Raw genomic sequence first — 18,941 nt, forward strand, 5'->3', positions numbered from 1 at the left:
ACTTTACCTGATAATTCTTTTACTCTTACAGGGTTATAATCCTGTCAGTATAATATATGATTGTTAAATCCTACGGTTACATTTTTCTTGTATTGCAATAAAAGTTTACATAAGATCCATTAGTTAGTGGTTTAACGTATTGAAAAGCCTCACTTATTTATGATTCGCTTCTTCGGTAACCTACTAAACTCGGACCTGTTTAAGTTATATATTAAAATTAAAATACCCCACGAAAATCCAAATTCTAGATTTTCGTGGGGTTTCATGGTAGAGGCGAAGCATATTAAGTAAAATCCTCCATATTAGGAATAAGTAATCTTTATATAGAGATTAAACTTATATACTCACCATTTAATCCGCCTTCTAATTCTTTAATTATTTTTTTCTTGAGCAAACAGATTTAGAAAAACATTTTACATTTAGATATTGCTTTTGATAATGATGATTTATTATCATTACTAATTTGATTCTGTCTTAAATCAAGTGTATGTAACCCAGATAGTCCTTTTAATGCGCTTATATCACTAACTTTAGCATTAGCTAAGTAAAGGTACTGTAACGTTGTTAATCCCTTCAATGTACTTATATCACTAATTTGATTCTGATTTAAGTAAAGTGTTTGTAATTTTGTTAATCCCTTCAAGCTAGTTACATCTTTAATTTTAGTATTATTTAAATAAAGAGCTTGTAATTTTGTTAATCCTTTCAATGTACCCATATCACTAATTTGATTATTTGATAAATGGAGCGACTGCAGATTAGTTAATCCCTTCAGGGCACTTATATCTTTAACTCCATTATCATCTAAATAAAGGGTCTGTAATTTAGTTAATCCAGCCAAGGTGCTTACATCTTTTATTTTATTATTATCTAAATACAGTGTCTGTAATTTAGTTAACCCTTTCAAGGCACTTATATCACTGATTTGAGCATTAGATAAATAAAGATACTGTAAATTTGTTAATCCTTTTAATACACTTATATCTTTAATTGGAGCATTAGATAAATAAAGATATTGTAAATTAACTAACCCCTTCAACGCACTTATATCTATAATTTTATTATCATGCAAATAAAGTGTCTGTAAATTTGTTAATCCCTTTAACACACTTATATCACAGAATTGATAATTATCTAAATAAAGATTCTTCAATTTAGTTAATCCTTTTAATGCACTTATATCACTGGTTTTAGTATTTGATAAATAAAGGTACTGTAAATTTACTAACCCTTTCAAGGCACTTATATCACTGATGTAGTTACTAACATGATAATAATTATTTAAATCTAGAGACTGTAAATTTACTAATCCCTTCAAAGCACTTATATCGCTGATTTTATTGTACCCTAAATTAAGTGACTGTAAATTTGTTAAACCTTTTAACGCATTTATATCTTTGATTTTATTATTGTATAAATTTAGATTCTTTAAATTTTTCAAATTTTTTAATGCGCTTATATCACTAATTAAATTCTTATTTAAATCAAGAGCTTGTAAATTAGTCAAATTTTCGATTCCACTTAAATCTAGTATATTTTTTTGTTGTGCTTTTAACGAAGTAATTTTTTCCACATCACTTTTATACAAATTTCCTAAAGGCTTTCCTAATGCAGTTCTAATTACCGATTCTAATGCTTTACTCTTAAAAGTTACTATAGGATTATTTTGTGCAGTCACTGTTACATTAGCTATTTTACTATTTTCGTTTGTAATTCCTTGAACTGCAAATTCATTAACTTTAATTGAAGAATTCAATATTATTGCTGAACTTTTAGGCACTGTTGATGTTACCTCCGAAGAAGGCTGTACATTTATTTCATCATTTAAGCTACCACTAACAATGCTTATTTCATCTACGTATAAATCGCTTACATTATTCCATCCATTAGGCCCAGCACTCTCGAAGGACATCTGAGCAATCTGCCCACCAAGACTTTGTCTTATACTTGATATATCAAGATTTAAAGTTTGAAAGCCTAAGCTTGTATCTATTTTAGGTGTAACAATATTTAAGGATGGATCCCCATTAAATATTACCCTTATAGCTTGAGCAGGACTTGTATTTCCTAAACTGATGCTTAATTGAAGCTTGTCCGAATTCGTCATGCCAATTATATTTATAGGACTAGCAAAAACTGCTTCTGGGCTTGGTGCATATACATTATTCATCAAATTAGAATATTTAATACAATTCGTACCTCCAACACCTTCATTAGCAACCTCTCCAGTTATATTCCCCCACTGTGCAGGGTTGAAGTAGATGTTTGATTCATCATGATATATAGAAATCGGTAATGAATTAGATACTGGCTGCGAAGGTTGTACTGGTGCAATTACTGGAAGTGGTGTTGATCCTGTAGATCTTACAATACTTATTTCATTTACATACAAATTCTTTACGCTCTGCCAGCCATTAGGCCCAGCACCTTCAAAGGACATCTTTGTAATTTTCCCTCCAAGTTTTGCACGTATATTTGATATATCCAGATTTAATTCTTCAAATACTGATGTTTTATTCAAATTAGGAGTGACAACATTTAAAGATGGATCCCCATTAAAAATAATCCTTACAGGCTGAGAGGTCGGTACAGTCCCTATATCCATGATTAAATGAAGCCTGTCCGAATCAACCATATTACTAATATCTTTTGGACTTGAAAATATTATGTCAGGACCTGGTGAATATATATTGTTTTCTAAATTAGAATACTTTATACAGTTTGAACCACCAACTCCTTCCTGAGAAATTGATGCAGTTATATTTCCCCAATGTCCAGCATTGAAGATAATATCAGTCTCACCATTGTATATTGAAATCGGAAAAGATGCTTGTGTTGGATCTGAGGGTAATGTCTCTGTTGGTGGCGGATCAGTGTTTGTACTGCTAGAGTTATTATCTAGGTTCTGAATTTGAGCATAGGCTTTATAAGTTGTACCACCATTTACTAGTCCTACAATAACAACGCTGATTAATAAAAAATTTAACACCTTTTTTTTCATAATTTTTTCTCTTGACCTCCATTTTTAAATTCTTTAATAACGAATTAAAGCTGTGCTCCTCAAAGGAACACAGCTCGAGTCATTCTAAATTAATGCTTTAGCAAAATAATATATTAATGCAACTCGGCTATCATAGCATTAAACCTTAGACCCGTAGCTTTGCGTCCTTATCTTTCGACAAGTTTGCCTTTGAGTTTTTTTAATTGTTATTTTAATTATATTATAAATATTACAATAAATCAAATAGTACAATAATTAGTTATTTGGATGTAATAATGGAACTATATCTACTTTAATAACTTTACGAATTGTAAAAGCTATCAAAATGATTCAGATAAATTTTCTATAACTGTTCATCTTATTGACAAGGCAATCTTTGTATATTAATATATGTATATGCATATATATTTTTAATCTAACCTTACACAATTTAAAGATAAGATTTTAATTTTATAATTTGCCTATCTTATTTTTGTATAAATACGCATTATGTAATTAAAACAAGCTATTAATAATATTTTTTTACACATATATATGCATATACATGTATTTTAGAGACTGTAGCTTTTAAATATGTACAGATCAACAATAAATATCCGAAACCTATTTTCAAAACTCCAACGGGTTCCGGTAAAAGGATTATAAAATTACAAGCACAATTACCAAGTTACACATCAATATAAGTTAACAATAAAAAATTTTATAAATGAGGAGTATATTACAATGAGTCTAATAACTTTAAATCAAGAAAAATGCATTAAGTGTGGAATGTGTGTAAAGGAATGTCCTACAAACGTAATAAAGATGGAGGAAAATGGTCCTAAAGAAATTAACCCAGATGCATGTTTAGCCTGTGGACATTGTGTGGCTGTTTGTCCTAAGGAAGCTATTGATAATAAGAAAACACCACTGTCAGATCAGATTAGCATAAAAGATGCTCCAAAACTATCTGCAGAAGAAGCTGAAAACTTTATAAGATCTCGTAGATCTATCCGTAGCTTTAAGGATAAAAGTGTATCTAGAGAAGATTTATTAAAGCTAGTGGATATAGCACACTACGCTCCAACTGCAAGCAATCTTCAAGGAGTGTCATTTGTAATTGTTGATGATAAGGAAGTAATAAAGAATGCTGCAAAGGTTTCTGCTGATTGGCTTCAAAACCACCCTGTATATAGTAAAGCCTTTGCTGGTATGTTAAATGAATTTAATCAAAGTGGCGTAGATACTATTTTAAGAGATACTCCAAGCATTATTTTAGCTATATCAGACAAAAACTTTTTTAAAGGAAGAGAAAATTCCATACTATCTCTAACATATCTTGAGCTTTTTGCCCCTTCACTTGGTCTTGGGTCATGCTGGGCTGGAGTATTCGAATGTTGTGCCTTAAGCGATGATTCCCCTATACTTGAAGTTTTTAAAGTACCAGAAGGAAAGAAAATCACTGGAGTTGTTATGGTAGGTCACCCTAAACATTCATTTAATAGATTAACAACTAGAAATGCTCTTGATGTAGCATTTTATGAAAAATAAACTAAAGAAAGCTTGAATACTTTATGTACTCAAGCTTTCTTTCCTTCTTTATACAAAGCTCTGTATTTGGGCTAAGGTATTTAAAAAATCATTATATTTTTCCTCACCTATGGCCTCTACAATATTATTTTGAGCTTCTTGCCATAAAGGTATTGCTTCCCTTAACTTAGCAGTTCCACTTTCTGTTATAGATATACATCTCTTTCTTGCATCATCCTCTGCAGCTCTTACCTCTATGAATCCGTTCTTTCTTAAAACCTCAATACTACGAGTTACGGTTGTCTGATCCATTAATAATATTTCTGACAATTCTCCTATTGTACTAGACTCACGAGATGCAATGTCTGCTAACAAAGCAAATTGTGTTGACTTTAATCCAATTGGTTGAAAGGCTTTATCATAATACAGAGTTGTTACTCTAGTTGTCATTCTTAAATTTCTGCAAGCGCACTCTTTTACTTTTTCTCTTCTCTCTTCAGTAAACATACGTAAAATTCCTCCTATCATATGCATATACATATAATAAGCCTGCTTTGTTATTAATGTCAAGTTTTCTAAGCTCATCGCTAAATTTCTTTAAGCTTATAATTATTTTTCATAGAACTTTATTACCTTATTATTTATATTCACACTTAAAATTAGTAAACTGAGCATACTCACTTATGTTTTCTCCATAGGAATACAAGCCTATAATAACACCAGTAAAACCACAGGCAACTTCGGTGGATAGATATCTAGTTTTTGCAGTTCCTAGAAGAACTTCTTTATCTTCAGATTTAAAATAAAAGCTGTAGTAATTATTATTAGCAAGAATAACCAGTGAGCCATTATTGTTTTCTAGTGTTCCAATGTTTTCTATGGATTTAACATCCCCTATATTTAATCTTTCGATAACCTCATATCCATTGAAAGTTTTACGTATAGCTAAATCATAATGATGATCTTCATCCATGTATAGTGTAATACCTGCTTCACCATCAGTAATTGACACCTCGCAGGAAATTACTGCATTAAAGTCTTTCTGACGAATTCCAATAAAGGTTGGAGAAGCTGCCTCATCAAGAGTTACTTCAGTTCCTTTTAGCTTTAACTTATCTTTCTCAAATATATAATTTTCATTATGAGGATGTCTTAGATAGCACCACTCTTTATTCCATTCAGTATTTTCAAAGGTATAATATTTCTTATCTATCTGTACCACCTCATCGTTCATGCGATCTGTATCGATTTCCTTCAAGGTTGTACCATTATGCCCTGCTGTGAACCAACCATCCTCATGGAAGGTGATCTCACTCATGAAAACTTCACGACCTAAGTGATGAAACATAGTCCATCTATCTATTTGACGAAAACCTAAGTGGAGTATCCACCAATTTCCACTGTTGTCTTGAATAAGATCTCCATGCCCTATTCCCTGTATTTCATAACCTCCAAGATTACGATTTGTTAACACTGGGTTATGAGGATAGGCTTCAAAAACACCATAAGGAGAATTGCTACGTGCATAGGTTATCATATGCCCATATTCAGTTCCTCCCTCAGCTACCATTAAGTAATAGTATCCATTTATCTTATACAAATGAGGACTTTCAAGATAACGTCCGCCTGAGCCTTGCCAGATTACTTGGCTTTCTGTGAGTCTCCTACCATTTTCAATTTCAATTTCACATTCATATATTCCATTAACCCCTTCATCATCAGCTTTGGTGCTCATAAAATACGCCTTGTCCTCTTCAAAGTATAAAGAAGGATCAATGCCTCCTTGATCTACAAATATAGGCTCGGACCATTCTCCGTAAATATCATCAGTGTATACATAAAAATTTTGATTTGTTGTATTGTTAGTTGTAGTCATATAAAAACGACCATTGTTATATCTAATGGTTGGAGCAAAAACTCCGCCAGAACTATTTACCTTTTCCAGCTGAACCTGGCTTTTTCTTGTAAGACAGTGACCTATCTGTTTCCAGTTGATAAGATCTTTACTTTCGAAAAGAGGAACTCCAGGAAAGTATTGAAAGGAACTACATACAAGGTAATAGGTATCCTCTACCTTACAAATACTTGGGTCTGGATAAAAACCTTTTATAATAGGATTACTATATTTCATTTTCATACCTCCGATTTACTTTTGGCTATATAATGCTAAAATCAAGAGTAAGACTATTTGAATGTGCTAAAGTTCTGACATCAGCCTTCTTAAGCCAAGATTTTAATTAAGTGAATACATCTTTGCAAAGGTTTTAATGATATTATAGTAATATAAAAGGTTATTAAATTCCTTAATTATTAGGACTAAAATTAGCATTATATAGCCATTCGTTTAGAGGTGTTTTTCTGAACACTAAAACATAATAAAATAAGAGCCTAGCTTATAGACTCTTATAAAATACAGCTAATTCGATCATTAAGTTATTTTGTACTTCTATTTCCCAATTCTTTTTGCATTAGCAGAATTAGAATCCCAGCGATCTGCTTTTAATTCTAAATTATCTAAAGCTTGTTTTATGTTTGCTAATTCCATAGAACTTAGCTCTATATCAGCAGCTTTTATGTTTTCTTCAATTCTACTTAGTTTTCTGCTTCCTGGAATAGGTACTATAAATGGCTTTTGAGCTATTACCCATGCCAATGCAACCTGAGCTGGAAAGGCAATAACCACCTGGTCACGATAAGGTTTTAATGCCTTACCAACTAAGGTTTCATTGAAAATAGTTCCATCATCATTCTGATAGCATTCGGCTGTATCAAACATTGTAATTCCAGACTTCACTGCCCCTCTAATAACTTCAATCATTTCTGCTTCATCTGAAACTTCACCAAATCCGTGAGTCATCCCCATACATCCAAGTCCTATTTCTGATACTTCTAAACCTCTTCCTAAAATACGTTTTTTCATCTTAGCCTCTCCAATCCTTTATAATTAAATGCTTCTATAAAAAATTTATATTTATCTAAATACTTATATCTATTTACTTTATTAACAAAGCTTTTTATATTACACGGAAATTTCTCCACTTTCCATTTCTGAATCTTATATTAAAAATAAAAGTTCTAATTCCCCAGTCAATTCCCATTGCAAGTCGTTTTGTATTACATATTGTGCACACTTTTACAATACTCCTTGGTGTTAACTCCAAGTCAAGAGATTTTTTGAGGCATAAAAAAATTACGGATGACTATTATTCACCCGTAAAGACGTTTTATAAGAAAATTCAATTTATATTATGTTATTTCGATGTAGGCAATACCAAATATTAATTACTAGTGCGATGCATGTTACTGCTATAATTCCAAGTGCTATAGGCAAGGTTATTTTCTGAGAACGTTTGCTAATTACATAAAATATAATCGCATCATTTAACACAACAACTAATACACTTCTAATAATAAGTTCTTTCAAAAGATTCATACCATCAACTTCTTTTTATAAAATTTCCTAATAATTATGTAAAATATTAAATTATCAAAGCTGAGTTATTTTTCTCATTTAAATCTCCATCATATTGTTTAATATTAGGTACTTAATTAACTCATATTAAATTATATACAAACTATAACATGGATTCTAGATAAATACATTTAATTCACGGATTATTTATAGGAAATTTAATATTTATTGATATTATCTCTCCATCACATTCAGCCCAAATCTGCCCGTTATGAAGCTCCACTATTTTTTTAGAAATTGCTAAACCAAGGCCTGATCCTTCAATATTAGTTGATCTTGAAACATCATCTCTATAAAACTTTTCGAACATTCTATCCAACTTATTCTGATCTAAATGTTCTCCTTTATTAGATATTGTTATTACAATATTATCGCTATTATTTTCTGTCTTAACAATTATATCTGAAGGTTTGGAACTGTATTTCTCCGCATTACTTAAAACATTTTCAAAAACTCTAACTACCTTCTCAACATCTATCTTTACAAATATTTTCTCATCAGTAGTTTGTGTTAAAACCCTCAGACCTTTACTTTCAAGCATAGGTGTGTATTCTCCTACTATTTGATTAAGAATAGGTCCTAAATCTACCTTTTCAAGGTCTAAAGTAACTTCTTTACTTGAAAACTTTGTATATTCAAAAAGTTCATCAATTAATTTTTTTAACTTTATTGAAAGATTATAGGATGAATTTATATATTCCTTTTCTTCTTCCTCAGTATTAAATTTTTTATTTCTTAGGATATCTAAATACGCTATAATTGGCGTGAGAGGTGTTCTTAAATCGTGAGAAACATTTGTTATGAGCTCTGATTTTGTTCTTTCCAAGTCCCTCTCATATTGAAATCTATCTTTTAATTGTTTGGACATTGAATTTATGTTTATGCATAACTCTGCAAGTTCATCTTTACCTTTAACCTCAAGTGTTTTACCTAAATTGCCTGTAGCAATGAAATTTACTTCTTTCGCTATATAATTAATATATTTTATATGTTTGTTTGACATCAATAAAAAGCATAAAACAAAAACTCCAACAGCGGATATAAAAAATGCTATTGCAAAGTAAGACGCAAGTGGTGTACTCCAATTATCTCGATTTTCTTCAAAATAAGGAGCAAGTATATACACAGACATTGTAGATAAATACACTATTGTTAATACAAAACTCAATACTATCTCGATTAAAAGTTTTAATTTTAAGCTTATAGTAAATGTCTTTTTCTTCATATCTTATATCCAACTCCCCAAATTGTTTTAATATATATAGGTCTTTTAGGATCTTCCTCAATTTTTTCTCTTATTTTTGTTATATGAACCATTATAGTATTATCTGACTTGTAAGAATCTTCTCCCCATACTCTTTCGTAAATCCTTTCTATGCTAAAAACTATTCCTTTGTTGCTAGCAAGAAGCTGTAGTATGTCAAATTCTTTAGGTGTAAGTCTAACCTCCTTATCACCTACGAATACTTGCCTTGTGTCAGTATCTATAGTTAAATTGCCAATTTCAATTATATTTCTAGCTGTTCTTGGTTCAGTAGTATATTTTGTGTACCTTCTTATCTGTGACTTAACCCTTGCAATCAACTCCATTGCACTAAAAGGCTTGGTAATATAGTCGTCAGCACCGGAAGCTAACCCTTGAATCTTGTCTAAATCCTCTGATTTTGCAGATAAAAAAATAATCGGCATAATACTATCTTCTCTAATTTTCATGCAAACTTCTGTACCATTCATACCAGGCATCATAATATCTAAAAGCACAAGAGCAACTTCATTTTTAGCAATAAGCTTTAGTGCCTGCTCTCCATTTTCAGCTTTCAGTATTTCATATCCCTCATTTTCTAAATATATACCTATAACTTTTCTTATTTCCGCATCATCATCAACTATTAGAATTTTCTTTGACATAAATAAGATCCCTTCTATTATTTTTACATTTCAAAACATAGGCAGGTGGCACATTGAGTATAACTCTCTCTAATTCTATGTTTTCAAAATAATTAGTAATAAATTCTTTCTTTAAAAGAGTATATTGAAAGGTTATAAATGAGCCCTTTGTTTTTAATATAGCTCTAGTTTTCTTCAAGATTTTGTTTGAAGTATTTTTAGGTAAGCTAGCAAAAGGCAAACCTGAAACTACATAATCAACATTTTTTATTTTATACTTTTCTAAATACATATCTACATTTTCAGCAGAGTCATTGATTATTATAACATTATCCTTTTCATTATATCTATGTTCAAGTTGTTTGCAAAAAACTTCATTGCATTCTAATAAGATAAGTAATGTATCATTTTTTTTTCTTTCAACAAGCTTATCAGTAAAGACTCCTGTACCAGGACCATATTCAACTATACACTCTGAGTTTTCAAAGTCTATATCATCAACCATTTTAATTGCCAGTCTTTCAGAGCTTGGTGCTACAGCACCTATAGTTCTTGGTGATCTAATATACTGTAATAAAAATTTTATAATCTTCATACTTAATCCTTCCCCTTATTTTTCAATTTAGAACATTTAGAAACATTCATTTTTTGATAATAAATTTATGGATTCAGTATAAATACGAAACATTAAGATTCTCTTTTGAAATATCTTAAGAATTCTTAAGTTCTAGTACATTTTATATACAAACATATAGTAAAAAAATAAAGAATCTTAAAATATAAGATTCCTTAATACTTTTAGTCATTTCTTTTATGTGTCAATTTGATTCTTCCATCTCTTATAATTAAAATAACTAATTATAACTATCACCACCAGTATAACTACAAATACATATGCAGAATATTTAATACTACTTCCCAAAAAAGTATATAGAAGAATAATTGGAGCATCAGCTAAAAATACGGTTAAAATATATTTATAAAAACTGATACCAGTTAAAATAGAAAAGAAACAAACAACATCTGATGGTACAACTGGTGAAGAAACTCCTAAGGCTAAAATTTGAACATTATTTTTCTGTATAACATTATATAGCTTAGGATACTTATCTATTATTTTATTTTGATAATTCATTCCAAAAGTAAGCTTTGTAAAGAAAAACAGTAACATTTCACTTAATAAATTAGCTATAGTAGTTAAAATAACTGTTTCTAATGGACTAAATATCATACCACCAATGATTATAAAAACAGTGCACGGAACAAAGGTAAAAATTCTTAAGGTTGCAATAACAAGAAACAATACTTCACTATATCTGGGATAAGCATTTAAAAATGTTGTAATTTTATGAACTCCATCATTATATAATTGATATTTAAAAAATATAAATATAATTGATAACCAAAATAAAAAGATTGTGCTTTTAAATATTTTATTCATTCTATACCTCTATTCTTATAGTAATAATTTAAAGAGATTTTCCAACAAGCATAGATTAAGTTCTATACTAGAAACTTTTAGACTATGTAATAAATATAAAATTTAAATATTAATATTTCATTTTAAAAAAGCTTAACAATTCTTAAGTTTTTTATGCAAATAAAAAAAGTCGCCAAAGCGACCTTTTTTCAGTTAGTTTTTTTGCGCATCTGCCTTTCTCAATGCATATGAGGAAAATCTGGCAGACGAATAAATTATGTTTTTTTATTGTATAGCTACTGTAGAACTTTAATATCCTGTTTATGTTTTTACAATTGCAGATTTTCTTCCATTCCTTCGAACACTATTGTTTTACTGGTACCATCTTTTAAGTTAACAATAACGGGACCGTAGCCACCACATTCTCTTGTATCTGTATATTCAACTGATTCAATAGGAAACAGTTCCTCTTCTGTAAAATCGTCATGACTTTCTTTTGTGACAACTTGAGAAATCATTACATATGGTTCATAGCCATATTGTTTTTTACGGGTTAACTTTCCATATATCACTATTGACTTTTCAGAATCAGGATTTGTGCCGCAGCTTCGAATCATATCTATTTCATCAAAACCATCAAATACTGTCATGGCAAGCTGCTTTTCTTTTCCACTAAAATCATGACCTTTTAGTATAATAGCTTTGCCATTGCCTTTTACTTTATAGATAACCTCTGTTCCATTGTCCGGGAAACCATAAGCGCCTAAGGTAACTGTGACAGGTCTTCGATATAATCTAAGCTTATCTACTCTCATTATTCCATAACTTACAGGAAAATCTGCTAAGTTTACTGCCTGCATCCACATGGATTCTTTTGATAAATCATAATTAAAGAATTGTCTTCTATATAGCACACCTTCTTTTAAACCATGCCATAAGGTTACATTACATTTTTCATAAGTGTCATCTGTGATATCCTGTAGAACATACTGCTGAGCCTCAACTTGTTTTGCTGAAGCAGCTTCCCAAGGATATTTGGTGTTAAAACATAATTTAGAATAATTCCACATACCATGCTCATCATTTATATTTTTAACAACCTTACCAGTACGTAAAATCGTCTCTCCATTTGCTCCATGATTTGTAAAACACAATGCAGGCCCATTTAAAACAGTTTCTTTAACCTCATGATCTGACAGTGTGTCCCAGGTTCCATTGTTTTCTTTGGCTGTCCAAAAAGGATGATTCTCTGGAAAATGAAGACATAAAAAGGCCTTTCCCAGCCATAAAGGGGATTCAGCACAGGAATATCCCTGCACCAAAGGAGAAAACTGTCCATAAAATCCTAGGGTTGGCACTCCCTCGTGCATAAAATCCTCTCTGGTTAAAAACTGTAGAAGAGAACCTGAAGAAATACGTCTTGCAAGTCCTGGATCTGCCTTTGGATTTCTTAAAAGAAAATTGGCGTCAAAAGCACTGGTGGCTGCATTTCTATAGATATTACTTCGTCCCCACATATTAGTAAAACCATCTCTATCAAACATATCACTGTAAGTTTCCATTAGTTTATTAGAGTTTTCCTCTATCTGCTTTGCTATATAAGGCTCCTTTTCATAGCCGTACCACTGATTCCATATAGGTCCATACACATTAAAGGCCCAGCAGGAGTAATAATCAAAACAGTGTCCATCCCGATACCAACCATCACCTGCATAATAATTCAAAATAGCTTGAGCGTGATCTAACATAATCTCTTCATCAATTTCATATCCTTCTTTATGTAGAAAAGCCAAATCAAGCATATTAAACAGGCGCCAATTTTGTGGAACTGTATTTGCATGGGCATAACTACTGATAAAATCAGCGATTTTATCTTTTTCTTCCTTAGTATAAGTATCCCATATCTCACTTTTACAGGTCCAAAGACACACTACTAAAGCACAAGTCTCAACGGTTTGCTGAAATACCCTAAAGGGATCTTCACTATGAACAATATTCATTAACTCAAAATAGTCACCTACATAATTTGCATCTTCTTTTGTGCAAGCTCTTAAAATTTGTTCTTTGTAATAATCTCTTAAATTGTAGTTACAGATCATAAGTTCTGGATTATCATGAATAAGCGGTGCTGCAATAAAGAAGGATCTTGCTAAGCCTTCAAAAAGCTCGGCCCTCTTCTCTAATTCATAAATATATGAAGGTGAAGCTTTATGAGGATAAGTTATCTTACTTTCCTTTCTAGGCATAACAACCGGATCTTGAAAAGCTTTAATATTTTGAAAAACTCCATTTAATAAATACTCCCCTGCTTCAATCCAGCTTTCCCTAGTTAAACCTGTGTAAGGACTAATTATAAAATCCAAGGTTTTTGGCTGAAATATCATCTTTATCCTCCTTTATTACCATATAAACAATTCTTTACTTGTTAGTTTCCAGATGGCTTCAATAAAAAAGTAATCCCCATATATAATTGAAAATTCATGGTTTTTATCATGAAAAGCAGCTGTACATTTTTCCAAAATATTATCAACCTTCTCATCCCAGTTACAGCTTTTTTCATCCAAAGCTTTTATTAATTTAATAGCTGCCTTCTCATATATTTCATGATCTGCTTCTTTTACCTGCTTTGAGATTTCTAGTAATCCACAGGCAGCAATAGCAGCAGCAGTTGAATCTTCATAAGTACAATCCTTTGGCTGTCTGAAATCAACAGGTATGAGCCCATCATCTGGTATATTGGTAATAAAATAATTTGCTACTCTTAGAGCTGCATTCAAATATTCTTCCTTTTGGGTGTGAATATAACTCAAAACAAATCCATATAAAGCCCAAGCCTGTCCCCTAGTCCAAGAAGAGCCCTCTGCATATCCTTGGCCGCCATAGGACTTAACATATTCACCGGTTTCTGGATTAAACTCAACAATATGATTTACAGAACCATCTGGTCTTATAAAATATTTTTCTGCTGTATCTGCATGAAGGACTGCAATTTGTTTGAAGCGAGGATCACTTGTTTCCTTTGATGCCCAATAAAGAAGTGGAAGGTTCATCATACAATCAATAATTGCCAAGCCTGTATTCTTGCTTTCACCCCAATCATTCCACGCTCTTATAAATGAACCAGCAGGATTAAATCTTCCAGCCATATTATTTGCCGCTAATATTCCTCTGTTTTTAGAAGACAGATTTCCTGTTAATCTGTAATTTGCAATAGATGTAGGAAGCCACTTAAAACCATTATCATGATCTAAGCCCTGTGCCTCCATAAGATTTTTATCTAATAATTTCTCATTATTCTCTGCAATCTCTCGGTACAAATCATTGTTTGTAGCATGATATAACTGCCACATCATGCCTCCCCAAAAGCCATTGGTCCACCAACAGAAATTACTTTTACCCATGTCGTCAAATCTACCCTCAACTGTTGTATAAGGTATGTTCTCCCTATTACGACTTGCAACAATCTCAGATTTCTTAATGATTTTCTCAAAAATATCCTCTACCCACTGTAATTCATTCATTTACCCTTTTCCTCCCATAGCTTTTTAAAGGTTTAAAATTCTGGTGCTACTAAAGCACTGTATTTAAATTAAGCATAGCTAAAATTTTTTATATAATAAATTTTGCATGCTTATAATACTTTATCTGTCATCTTATTCTATATTATCTTGATATCATATTGTCCCGATAATCCCTTGGAGACATACTAGTAAACCTCTTAAACTGTCTTGAAAAATGAATATCGCTTTCATAACCACAATTCTCAGCAATGGTTCTTATACTAAGCACGGACTGCAAAAGGTAGAACTTAGCCTGCTCTATTCTTGCATTGATTACATCATTCATACAGCTTGTCTGAAAGGTATGTTTATAAATGTGCTGCATATAAGATGGACTAACATTTAGCTCTCTACACATCCTAGTAATAGTCCATTTTTCCTGAGGATTATTATAAATTCTTGCTCTTAATTCTAATAATTTTTGATACAAAGGCTGTGATTTAATGAAATCGTTTTTATTGTACAGCTGCTCAGAAAGGCGATATAGTAGTATCTTCATATAATTGTCTAAAATATCATCCTTGTAGTGACTTTTAGAATGCATTTCATTAATGATTAAATTTAGGATTAAAGATAGGGCTGTAATATCATTTAAGATAACTGGTTTATTTAAGACAATTTTCAGTTCTTCAAAAGGAGGCTCTTCTCCCTCAAAATCAAAGTGAAGCCAATCATTTATATATTCACCACTTTTATTTCTATAATTTGAAGGTACATTCTTATCAAATAAAACCATAGTCCCAGGAGGTGTCTCATATTCGTTTCCATCAATTGAAAAAGAGGTCTCTGACTTTGTGATTAATAATAAATAATCCTTACTACCTTCAACATGTCTTACCACGAAATTCTGAGGATGATGATTGTTGCACCCTCCAATATTCACCTTTATCATATATTTCTCCTAATTTAGCCAATTGTTCTTATGCTGACTTATCATATAATCCATTATTTATTTGAATTATAGTTTTATTTTAACAAATCAGCTTAGTTTTACAATATCCTATTCCACTATAACTTAACATATCCTGCTTTTTTTATCTAAGCTGCTTCTACTGCCTTTACTTTAATGCATTTTTCGCAAGGGCCTCGCAAAGTAGTTTTTTGTGATTTATTTGGTATATTTTTAGATAGTATCTTATATGGAGTGATTTTCTCAAGATCAAATGTACTATTTTTGTGGACAACTCACCGCTTAAGCGACTTAGTGGCATTAGTATGTTTATTTAATTACAGATCTAATCACTCCAAATAAAGATTAACCTTATTTCATTAAAGTATCTGTTTACGAAACATCTCATCCAACATCATTATTTCTCTTTTTGCACTTATAGCATGGTTTCCAAGTAATACATCAATAGTAAAATCATTGCTCAGCATATTGAGATACATATCAATAATTTCCTTCTCAGGCACCTCTCCCATCGACTTAATTTCTTTGGGAATTACCGGAATCCCTGCTTGCTCTACCTTTTGTAAGTTTTCTTTTAGCTCTGTAGCAATTTTAAATAGAGTGCTTTCACTCTTCGCTGTTTCTATATTCATCATGCCATCTTTGGTGTAAAAATGTTTGATAACTATGGCTGTGGCAGTATGTGAGATATGGAAGGCCTTAATATTATCTTGTATTTCATAATGTAGATTGGCTACTTCAAATATCTTTGCAAGCTCTTTTACTCTTTCAGTAGTCTGTCCATTTATTTCACCAAAGATGGTACCTTGATGCTTTGCTGTACCAAACTGAGCATATAGGATACCGTCCTTAAGGTCTCCACCAGCACCAGGAAAGCCAGGAAGCAACCTCTCTCCTACTATATCAAGCCAACGGTCATACCCCAAGGTGTTAGTCAAGGTAATAATGTTTTTGCTCTTGTTATTCTTAATTGTAGACAATGCTGCTTCTGACTGATCATATCGCACTGGAACAAATATAAAATCATAGATATCGTCATCTTCTAGTTTTCCTATAGTGTTAATAGCTATGTTTTTTATGGTACCGTTATCGTTATATAATAATCCGTCCTTCTTAAGTGTTTCCAGTCTCTTTCCTCTAGCAAGCAATGTCACATCTAATCCATACTGTGCAAACCTAAGTGCATATATACTGCCAACTACACCAGCTCCAAATATCAAAATTCTTTTTTGTTTTATACTCATTACTATCCATCCCTTCAGAAAATTGTGGATGAATCACTCCGTGATTTATACTTTTAAACTTTCTCATCAGAATAAGTGAGAGTTTTCAGATCGAAGCGAGTCACCTATACAGTTATGTGTTGTTTAAGCAACATCTGTATGATAGTATAATAGTACGTCGTTCATATAAGTACAATAATCAAATCCAGCGAAAAGTTGCTTAGGCAACATAATTGGATATTTGATGTTTTAGAAAGGATTATATATATGGTAAATCAAGAAGATCCAAGAGTTTTGCGTACACGCCAATTAATAAAGGAAGCGTTTAGCACTTTATTACAAAAGAAAGGCTTTGATTCAATTACCATAAAAGATATCGCAGAAAAGGCTTCTATTAATAGAGCTACATTTTATGCCCATTATGAAGACAAATATGCCTTACTTGAAGATATCACAGAAGTGGCCTTTAATAATATGATTCCCGAACAAGTACTACAAGCTGAGGAGTTTAATTATGAAACATGCAGTCAGTTAATCTTAATGACCTACGATTATATTGTATCCTTTTATAAGACCTGCAGATTAGATTCAAAATCTATTGCTACGATTGTTGATGAAAAGATTAGAAAAATGCTACAACAGATGATAGAAAACATATTCTCAAAAGATGCTACCTTCTCTACGCAAGATAACCTAAATATAAAAATTATTTCAGCCATGACATGCTCAGCTATCTACAGTGCTGCTTACACTTGGCTTAAGGAAGGTGAAAATGATAGACCAGATTTACTTTTAGATATTGCTCGTACATATGTAATGAATGGGTTAGATTTATGTCGTATTAGTAATGTTTAATAGTGACCTTTATTTATGGGATTGGATTTATGCTAATATATATTGAGTATAAATCCAATCCCTCTATTTTTCACTATAGAGGTAGAAGTAATAACTTAAAAAACAAACATATTATTTTAAAAATACTTTTCTAAGTCTTCCACAGACTCTAATTCAAATATATCAGTAGCTATAACATCAATGGTTGTTATAGGTAGTTTTTTGATTTTCTCCTCATATTCAGAAGGGATCTTCTTAAACTTCTTAGTTAATTGCCTGATTAGTAATTCAACTTTTCCTTCTCCTCTTCCTTCTTCTCTTCCTTCTTTCAATCCTTCATCCCTAATCATTTTGCCTATATCTGTCATACTAAAGACCTCCTTAAATCTCATTTTAGATATTTGATCTCCAAATTTATCAAACAATGCATACAATAAAGTCAGGCATTTCAATTTAATTTCGCTATCTTCAATTGAATTTGCTAGTTCTATTCCTTCTAGGGTTCTTTCACTTTTACTAACTTTACTACTCATTAATGGAAGAAAACTCAATGTTAATATATCGTAACTTGTTAGTTTTTTGTTGTTTTTAATTTTATTTTTTAAAATCTCAAACTTTTCGTCACCATTTAAATTTTTCATATAAAAGGCTTCAATTTTATAATTAATACTTCCTGCATCAATATGTATTTCAGCATCATCAATATCCGCTGAGTATATGACCATTGTTCTTATTTTACGCCTATCTTTATAAAATAAAGATGCATCATAATATAAAAATCTCTTTATGTCTTCCTTCTTGTCTGTAGTTTGAAACTCAAAATGAAGATAATTACCATCCTCTGTGTAAAACAAATAATCAGTATAATTAGTTCTAATATCAACATTTTTTATCTCTGTCTCTGCAGGAGCAATTATTCTTGTGTCTATGCCAAAGAATTTCACTGCATTATCCTTAAAAAACTCCATAGCTTTTTTTAAAAACTGCATCTTCAATTTTATTATAATCCATACTATGCCTTCCTTTCCACTGCTTTATATATGATATTATTTCCAGTAGAAAGAAAAATATACGAACACTAGTTCGTATATTTATTATATATCCATTCCTCCATAAACGTCATAA

General features: G+C 31.3%; 16 protein-coding genes and 1 riboswitch. Of the genes, 2 read left to right on the forward strand and 14 right to left on the reverse strand.

Annotated elements, in window-relative coordinates:
• Positions 1-400: 400 nt before the first annotated feature.
• Complete coding sequence (locus J3477_RS02875; protein ID WP_206868065.1) at positions 401-3,001, reverse strand: leucine-rich repeat domain-containing protein; 2,601 nt, start codon at positions 2,999-3,001, stop codon at positions 401-403.
• Between the two features lie 114 nt (positions 3,002-3,115).
• Positions 3,116-3,199, reverse strand: a riboswitch (cyclic di-GMP riboswitch).
• A 525-nt stretch (positions 3,200-3,724) separates the two neighbouring features.
• Between J3477_RS02875 and J3477_RS02880 the strand changes: the two genes are divergently transcribed.
• Positions 3,725-4,531 (forward strand): nitroreductase family protein, encoded by an 807-nt coding sequence (locus tag J3477_RS02880; RefSeq protein WP_206868066.1) that lies wholly within the window; start codon positions 3,725-3,727, stop codon positions 4,529-4,531.
• A gap of 48 nt (positions 4,532-4,579) precedes the next feature.
• Here the strand turns inward: J3477_RS02880 and J3477_RS02885 are convergent, their stop codons facing one another.
• The 12 genes from J3477_RS02885 to J3477_RS02940 form a co-directional block, all read right to left on the reverse strand.
• A complete protein-coding gene (locus J3477_RS02885; RefSeq protein WP_206868067.1) occupies positions 4,580-5,017 on the reverse strand; it encodes a MarR family winged helix-turn-helix transcriptional regulator in 438 nt (145 codons plus the stop codon).
• Between the two features lie 130 nt (positions 5,018-5,147).
• Complete coding sequence (locus J3477_RS02890) at positions 5,148-6,641, reverse strand: glycoside hydrolase family 43 protein (protein ID WP_206868068.1); 1,494 nt, start codon at positions 6,639-6,641, stop codon at positions 5,148-5,150.
• Between the two features lie 315 nt (positions 6,642-6,956).
• A complete protein-coding gene (locus J3477_RS02895; protein WP_206868069.1) occupies positions 6,957-7,430 on the reverse strand; it encodes an aldo/keto reductase in 474 nt (157 codons plus the stop codon).
• Between the two features lie 321 nt (positions 7,431-7,751).
• Complete coding sequence (locus J3477_RS02900; protein ID WP_206868070.1) at positions 7,752-7,943, reverse strand: hypothetical protein; 192 nt, start codon at positions 7,941-7,943, stop codon at positions 7,752-7,754.
• Between the two features lie 175 nt (positions 7,944-8,118).
• Positions 8,119-9,207, reverse strand: a complete 1,089-nt coding sequence (locus J3477_RS02905; RefSeq protein ID WP_206868071.1) for a HAMP domain-containing sensor histidine kinase — start codon at positions 9,205-9,207, stop codon at positions 8,119-8,121.
• Positions 9,204-9,890, reverse strand: coding sequence for a response regulator transcription factor (locus J3477_RS02910; RefSeq protein WP_206868072.1), 687 nt, complete (start codon positions 9,888-9,890; stop codon positions 9,204-9,206). Before J3477_RS02910 ends, J3477_RS02905 begins: the two co-directional genes overlap by 4 nt.
• Positions 9,865-10,464 (reverse strand): class I SAM-dependent methyltransferase, encoded by a 600-nt coding sequence (locus J3477_RS02915; protein WP_206868073.1) that lies wholly within the window; start codon positions 10,462-10,464, stop codon positions 9,865-9,867. The genes J3477_RS02910 and J3477_RS02915 overlap by 26 nt, the downstream gene beginning before the upstream one ends.
• Before the next feature lie 216 nt (positions 10,465-10,680).
• Positions 10,681-11,310, reverse strand: coding sequence for a TVP38/TMEM64 family protein (locus J3477_RS02920; protein ID WP_206868074.1), 630 nt, complete (start codon positions 11,308-11,310; stop codon positions 10,681-10,683).
• Between the two features lie 308 nt (positions 11,311-11,618).
• Entirely contained in the window at positions 11,619-13,673 is a 2,055-nt protein-coding gene (locus tag J3477_RS02925; RefSeq protein WP_206868075.1) for a DUF2264 domain-containing protein, read from the reverse strand.
• A gap of 15 nt (positions 13,674-13,688) precedes the next feature.
• Positions 13,689-14,810, reverse strand: a complete 1,122-nt coding sequence (locus J3477_RS02930; protein WP_206868076.1) for a glycoside hydrolase family 88 protein — start codon at positions 14,808-14,810, stop codon at positions 13,689-13,691.
• 142 nt (positions 14,811-14,952) lie between these two features.
• Positions 14,953-15,741 (reverse strand): AraC family transcriptional regulator, encoded by a 789-nt coding sequence (locus J3477_RS02935; protein ID WP_206868077.1) that lies wholly within the window; start codon positions 15,739-15,741, stop codon positions 14,953-14,955.
• A gap of 377 nt (positions 15,742-16,118) precedes the next feature.
• Entirely contained in the window at positions 16,119-17,003 is an 885-nt protein-coding gene (locus J3477_RS02940; RefSeq protein WP_206868078.1) for a ketopantoate reductase family protein, read from the reverse strand.
• A 246-nt stretch (positions 17,004-17,249) separates the two neighbouring features.
• Here J3477_RS02940 and J3477_RS02945 point away from each other — a divergent pair, with 246 nt between their 5' ends.
• Entirely contained in the window at positions 17,250-17,837 is a 588-nt protein-coding gene (locus J3477_RS02945) for a TetR/AcrR family transcriptional regulator (protein WP_206868079.1), read from the forward strand.
• A 116-nt stretch (positions 17,838-17,953) separates the two neighbouring features.
• Here the strand turns inward: J3477_RS02945 and J3477_RS02950 are convergent, their stop codons facing one another.
• Positions 17,954-18,805, reverse strand: a complete 852-nt coding sequence (locus J3477_RS02950) for a DUF4351 domain-containing protein (protein ID WP_228731243.1) — start codon at positions 18,803-18,805, stop codon at positions 17,954-17,956.
• Positions 18,806-18,941 lie beyond the last annotated feature (136 nt).

Origin of the sequence: Clostridium zeae (assembly GCF_017312485.1) — a bacterium.
Taxonomy (GTDB): domain Bacteria; phylum Bacillota; class Clostridia; order Clostridiales; family Clostridiaceae; genus Clostridium_AR; species Clostridium_AR zeae.

Coding starts and splice junctions, on each gene's coding strand:
- J3477_RS02875 (WP_206868065.1), bottom strand. CDS start 3,001: ATGAAAAAAAAGGTGTTAAATTTTTTATTAATCAGCGTTGTTATTGTA.
- J3477_RS02880 (WP_206868066.1), top strand. CDS start 3,725: ATGAGTCTAATAACTTTAAATCAAGAAAAATGCATTAAGTGTGGAATG.
- J3477_RS02885 (WP_206868067.1), bottom strand. CDS start 5,017: ATGTTTACTGAAGAGAGAAGAGAAAAAGTAAAAGAGTGCGCTTGCAGA.
- J3477_RS02890 (WP_206868068.1), bottom strand. CDS start 6,641: ATGAAATATAGTAATCCTATTATAAAAGGTTTTTATCCAGACCCAAGT.
- J3477_RS02895 (WP_206868069.1), bottom strand. CDS start 7,430: ATGAAAAAACGTATTTTAGGAAGAGGTTTAGAAGTATCAGAAATAGGA.
- J3477_RS02900 (WP_206868070.1), bottom strand. CDS start 7,943: ATGAATCTTTTGAAAGAACTTATTATTAGAAGTGTATTAGTTGTTGTG.
- J3477_RS02905 (WP_206868071.1), bottom strand. CDS start 9,207: ATGAAGAAAAAGACATTTACTATAAGCTTAAAATTAAAACTTTTAATC.
- J3477_RS02910 (WP_206868072.1), bottom strand. CDS start 9,890: ATGTCAAAGAAAATTCTAATAGTTGATGATGATGCGGAAATAAGAAAA.
- J3477_RS02915 (WP_206868073.1), bottom strand. CDS start 10,464: ATGAAGATTATAAAATTTTTATTACAGTATATTAGATCACCAAGAACT.
- J3477_RS02920 (WP_206868074.1), bottom strand. CDS start 11,310: ATGAATAAAATATTTAAAAGCACAATCTTTTTATTTTGGTTATCAATT.
- J3477_RS02925 (WP_206868075.1), bottom strand. CDS start 13,673: ATGATATTTCAGCCAAAAACCTTGGATTTTATAATTAGTCCTTACACA.
- J3477_RS02930 (WP_206868076.1), bottom strand. CDS start 14,810: ATGAATGAATTACAGTGGGTAGAGGATATTTTTGAGAAAATCATTAAG.
- J3477_RS02935 (WP_206868077.1), bottom strand. CDS start 15,741: ATGATAAAGGTGAATATTGGAGGGTGCAACAATCATCATCCTCAGAAT.
- J3477_RS02940 (WP_206868078.1), bottom strand. CDS start 17,003: ATGAGTATAAAACAAAAAAGAATTTTGATATTTGGAGCTGGTGTAGTT.
- J3477_RS02945 (WP_206868079.1), top strand. CDS start 17,250: ATGGTAAATCAAGAAGATCCAAGAGTTTTGCGTACACGCCAATTAATA.
- J3477_RS02950 (WP_228731243.1), bottom strand. CDS start 18,805: ATGCAGTTTTTAAAAAAAGCTATGGAGTTTTTTAAGGATAATGCAGTG.